General features: G+C 69.5%; 4 protein-coding genes. 2 read left to right on the forward strand and 2 right to left on the reverse strand.

The features are described from left to right. Window positions 1-696, reverse strand: a 696-nt coding sequence (locus G6017_RS05705) for an acetoacetate decarboxylase family protein (RefSeq protein ID WP_182616364.1), incomplete at its 3' end; no start/stop codon positions are given. 146 nt (window positions 697-842) lie between these two features. Here G6017_RS05705 and G6017_RS05710 point away from each other — a divergent pair. Then, window positions 843-1028 (forward strand): hypothetical protein, encoded by a 186-nt coding sequence (locus G6017_RS05710; protein WP_182616365.1) that lies wholly within the window; start codon window positions 843-845, stop codon window positions 1026-1028. Window positions 1029-1059: 31 nt separating this feature from the next. Here G6017_RS05710 and aspA read toward each other — a convergent pair whose 3' ends face one another. Then, window positions 1060-2553, reverse strand: coding sequence for an aspartate ammonia-lyase (gene aspA, locus G6017_RS05715; RefSeq protein WP_179523719.1), 1494 nt, complete (start codon window positions 2551-2553; stop codon window positions 1060-1062). A gap of 117 nt (window positions 2554-2670) precedes the next feature. Between aspA and G6017_RS05720 the strand changes: the two genes are divergently transcribed. Next, the gene (locus tag G6017_RS05720; RefSeq protein WP_179523720.1) at window positions 2671-3456 is read left to right on the forward strand and encodes a phosphatase PAP2 family protein; all 786 of its coding nucleotides are present in this window, start codon (window positions 2671-2673) and stop codon (window positions 3454-3456) included. The last annotated feature ends 260 nt before the right edge of the window (window positions 3457-3716 follow it).

A 3716-nucleotide genomic window follows, 5' to 3' on the forward strand; every position in this document is an offset into this window, starting at 1 on the left:
CCCGAGCTCGCGGACGGCCTCGGCGATCCGGGCGATGTGGGGATCGCCGTCCTGGGCCCCGGAGGCGATCGCCACCCGCGCGCCCCCCAGTGGCCGGAACCGACCGCCCGCGACCTTGGCGCCGGCGCGGACCAGGACCGGCTTGCCGTCGAGGACCTGGATGCAGTTCATCCCCAGGGAGTGGCGACCGGGGAGCGGCACCCCCAGGCGGGTGTCGAGCTTCAGGTCGATGCCACCGGCCCCCGAGGACCCCACGGCTCCGAGACGGGCGTCGTCCAGGGCTCCACCGGCCGTCCCGACCATGTCGCCCTTCCACTTGGGAAAGCCCCAGAGTTCGTTGCCCGCCGCGAGCGTGAAGTCCTGGTCGACCGGCAGCTCGTGGATGTGCTGCTGGACACCGACCCCCGGCACCTTGACCTGGAATGCCAACCCCACCTCGTGATATCCACCGAGGACGTTGCCCGGGACGTCGTGGTACCGGACGTGGATCATCGTGACCGGCGTACGACCACCCGGGAGGGACACCGGCTCGGCCCCCGCGGAATCCAGGATCGCGGACTGGGGCCCGGCGGCGATGAGCCGACGGGCGACGGCCGTCCGCGACAGGAACGCGGCGCCCGATATCGAGGCGGAGACGACGGGGACCGGGAACGTGATCTGACGGCCCGCGACGACGCGGGTGGTGGGAGAACTCATGCCCCGACGTTAGCCGCTGCGGTAACAGGTTTCAGCATATTTCGGGGCTAACGTCCCGGGGTCAACCACGGATAGACCAGGTAGAGACGGGCACACGGTCCGCCCACGCGGCACAGACCGCGTCGACACCCACCGGGAGGCACACCATGTTGAAGGCACTCGCCGACTTCTTCGCCCAGTTCGATTTCACCGTCGGTTCGTCCGCCGCGATCAACGGCTTCATCTCCGGCTCCACCGCCGCCCTCGAGCAGTCGTTCGGATTCGAGAGCTCGATCGGACAGCTCGCCGTGAGCAGCATCGGCCGGGTCGGCCCCGTCGAGAACGGCGCCTGACCCGACTCCACCGACACCGGAGAACCCCCGGTCACCCCCTCGGGTGGTCGGGGCGATCCGCGTCTCGGGTGGGGTCCGACAGGTCGTCGGGCGGCGCGGCTGCCAGCTGACCACTCGACTTGCCCTTGTACCGGGGCCGCAGCAGATTCGCGGGGGACAGGATGTCGTCGACCTCCTCCGCCGAGAGCAGGCCCATCTCCAGCACGACCTCGCGGACGCCACGGCCCGAGCGCGCGCACTCACGGCCCACCAGGTCGCCGTTGTGGTGACCGATCACGGGATTCAGATAGGTGACGATGCCGATCGAATCCATGACGTTGCGGCGGGCCACCTCGACGTTGGCCGTGATACCCCGCACGCACTTCTCCGTGAGCGTCTCGATCGCCTTGGTGAGCAGGGAGATCGACTCGAACATCGCCTGCGCGATCACGGGCTCCATCACGTTGAGCTGCAACTGCCCCGCCTCGGCCGCCATCGTCACCGTGACGTCGTTGCCGATCACCTTGAAGCAGACCTGGTTGACCACCTCGGGGATCACCGGGTTCACCTTGGCCGGCATGATCGACGACCCCGCCTGGAGCTCGGGGAGGTTGATCTCGTTGAATCCCGCGCGCGGGCCGGAGGAGAGCAGACGCAGGTCGTTGCAGATCTTGGACACCTTGGACGCGGTCCGCTTGAGAGCGGCGTGGACGTTGACGTAGTCGCCGGTGTCGCTGGTCGCCTCGATGAGGTTCATGGCCCCGGTGACCGGCAGACCGGTCACGACCCGCAGGTGCTCGACCACCGCACGGCGGTAGTCGGGCGGTGTGTTGACGCCGGTACCGATGGCCGTGGCGCCGAGGTTCACGTCGAGCAGCATCCGGGCCGCCGCGCCGAGGACGTGGAGTTCCTCGTCGAGGGTCACCGCGAATCCACCGAACTCCTGGCCCATGGACATGGGAACGGCGTCCTGCAACTGCGTCCGGCCCATCTTGAGGACCTCGCGGAACTCCTCCGACTTGTCGTAGCAGGCCTCCCGCAACGCGACGATCGCCGGCTCGAGCCGCTCGAGGGAGTGCCACAGGGCGATCCGGAAACCGGTCGGGTAGGCGTCGTTGGTGGACTGCGACCGGTTGACGTCGTCGTTCGGACTGATGACGTCGTAGGCGCCCTTGGGGTGACCGGTCCGCTCCAGCGCGAGGTTGGCCACCACCTCGTTGGTGTTCATGTTGACCGAGGTGCCGGCCCCGCCCTGATAGACGCACGAGGGGAACTGGTCCATGCAGCGGCCGTCCAGCAGGATCTCGTCGCACGCACCGACGATGGCCTCGGCGATGTCCGGGTCCAGGACTCCCATCTCGAGGTTCGCCAGCGCGGCGGCCTTCTTGACCATGACCATCCCGCGGATGAAGTCCGGGATGTCGCTGATGGTCTTCGAATCGATGGGGAAGTTCTCGACGGCGCGCACGGTGTGGATCCCGTAATAGGCGTCAGCCGGGACCGCCTTCTCACCGAGCAGGTCTCGTTCCACACGGGTCTGGGTCATACGTCCTCCGCTGATCGGGTCGACACGATCCACAGTAGACACGGCCCGCGGTCGGCGCGCGGTGTCACGGTTCGCGGGGATCCCCCGCCGCCGCGCGACCTTGCCTAGGGTGTGGGCATGTCGCGAACGACGACCTCCCGCCGCAGCCGGACCCTGTCCGCGGCGAAGGACGTCCTCCGGCCGCTGACCCCCTCGGACGGGGTCCTGGGCAGCATCGTCGACAGGGGCCAGGTGCCCCTGCCGCGCGGGACCTGGGCGGTGTTCGGCGTCGCGTTCGCCGGGTTCGCGCTACCCGTCATCGGGTTCGTCGAACTGGCCGAGCGGATCAGTTCCGGTGCCAAGCTGCCCTTCGACCGGCCCGTCATGCTGTGGTTGCGCAGGCGACACACCCCGCGCAACACCCGGATCGTCAGGGCGGTCACCGAACTCGGCGGGGTCACCGCCGTCCCGGTCTTCGCGCTCGCCGCCGCGGGTTACCTGGCCTACGTGCGGGGCAGCCGCCGACCGGCCGCGTTGCTCACGGTCTCCCTCGTCGGGTCCACCGTCATCAACTCGGTCCTCAAACTGATGTACCGGCGGGACCGCCCCACCTTCTTCACCCACATCGTCGAGGAGAAGAGCTACTCGTTCCCCAGTGGGCACGCCATGGCGAGTGCGGCGCTCGCCGGCTGCGCCTGCGTGCTCGCGTGGCCGACCGGGTGGCGCTACCCGGTGATCGCCGGGTCCAGCGCCTACGTCCCCGCGGTCGGCGTGACCCGCATGTACCTCGGCGTGCATTTTCCCAGCGACGTCCTCGCCGGCTGGTGCGTGAGCCTGGCCTGGGTGGGCGAGGTGGCCACGATCATGTGGCTCGTCGACCGCCTCGACTACTCCCCTCCGCTGCTCTCGCGTCCGGAGTCGTGATGGGCACCCACGCCCGGATCGTCCTGCACCACGGGGTCATCACCCGACTTCCGGCGGACGCGGTGGTCGACGCCGCCGCCCTGCGCCTGGCCCGGTCCCTTGTCGACTGAGGCGACCCCGCGAGCCGGCGCGGGACCGTCGAACGACGCGACCGCCGCCCCGGCAGTGGTCCTGACCGAGGTCTTCGCCCCGTGGGTGGTGCTCACAGCCGGCTCGCTCCACCTCGGCCACCGGGTGGGCTCGACCGGCTGGGGGGCGGA

Origin of the sequence: Dietzia sp. B44 (genome assembly GCF_014145245.1) — a bacterium.
In the GTDB taxonomy this organism is placed as follows: domain Bacteria; phylum Actinomycetota; class Actinomycetes; order Mycobacteriales; family Mycobacteriaceae; genus Dietzia; species Dietzia natronolimnaea.

Coding starts and splice junctions, on each gene's coding strand:
- G6017_RS05710 (WP_182616365.1), top strand. CDS start 843: ATGTTGAAGGCACTCGCCGACTTCTTCGCCCAGTTCGATTTCACCGTC.
- aspA (WP_179523719.1), bottom strand. CDS start 2,553: ATGACCCAGACCCGTGTGGAACGAGACCTGCTCGGTGAGAAGGCGGTC.
- G6017_RS05720 (WP_179523720.1), top strand. CDS start 2,671: ATGTCGCGAACGACGACCTCCCGCCGCAGCCGGACCCTGTCCGCGGCG.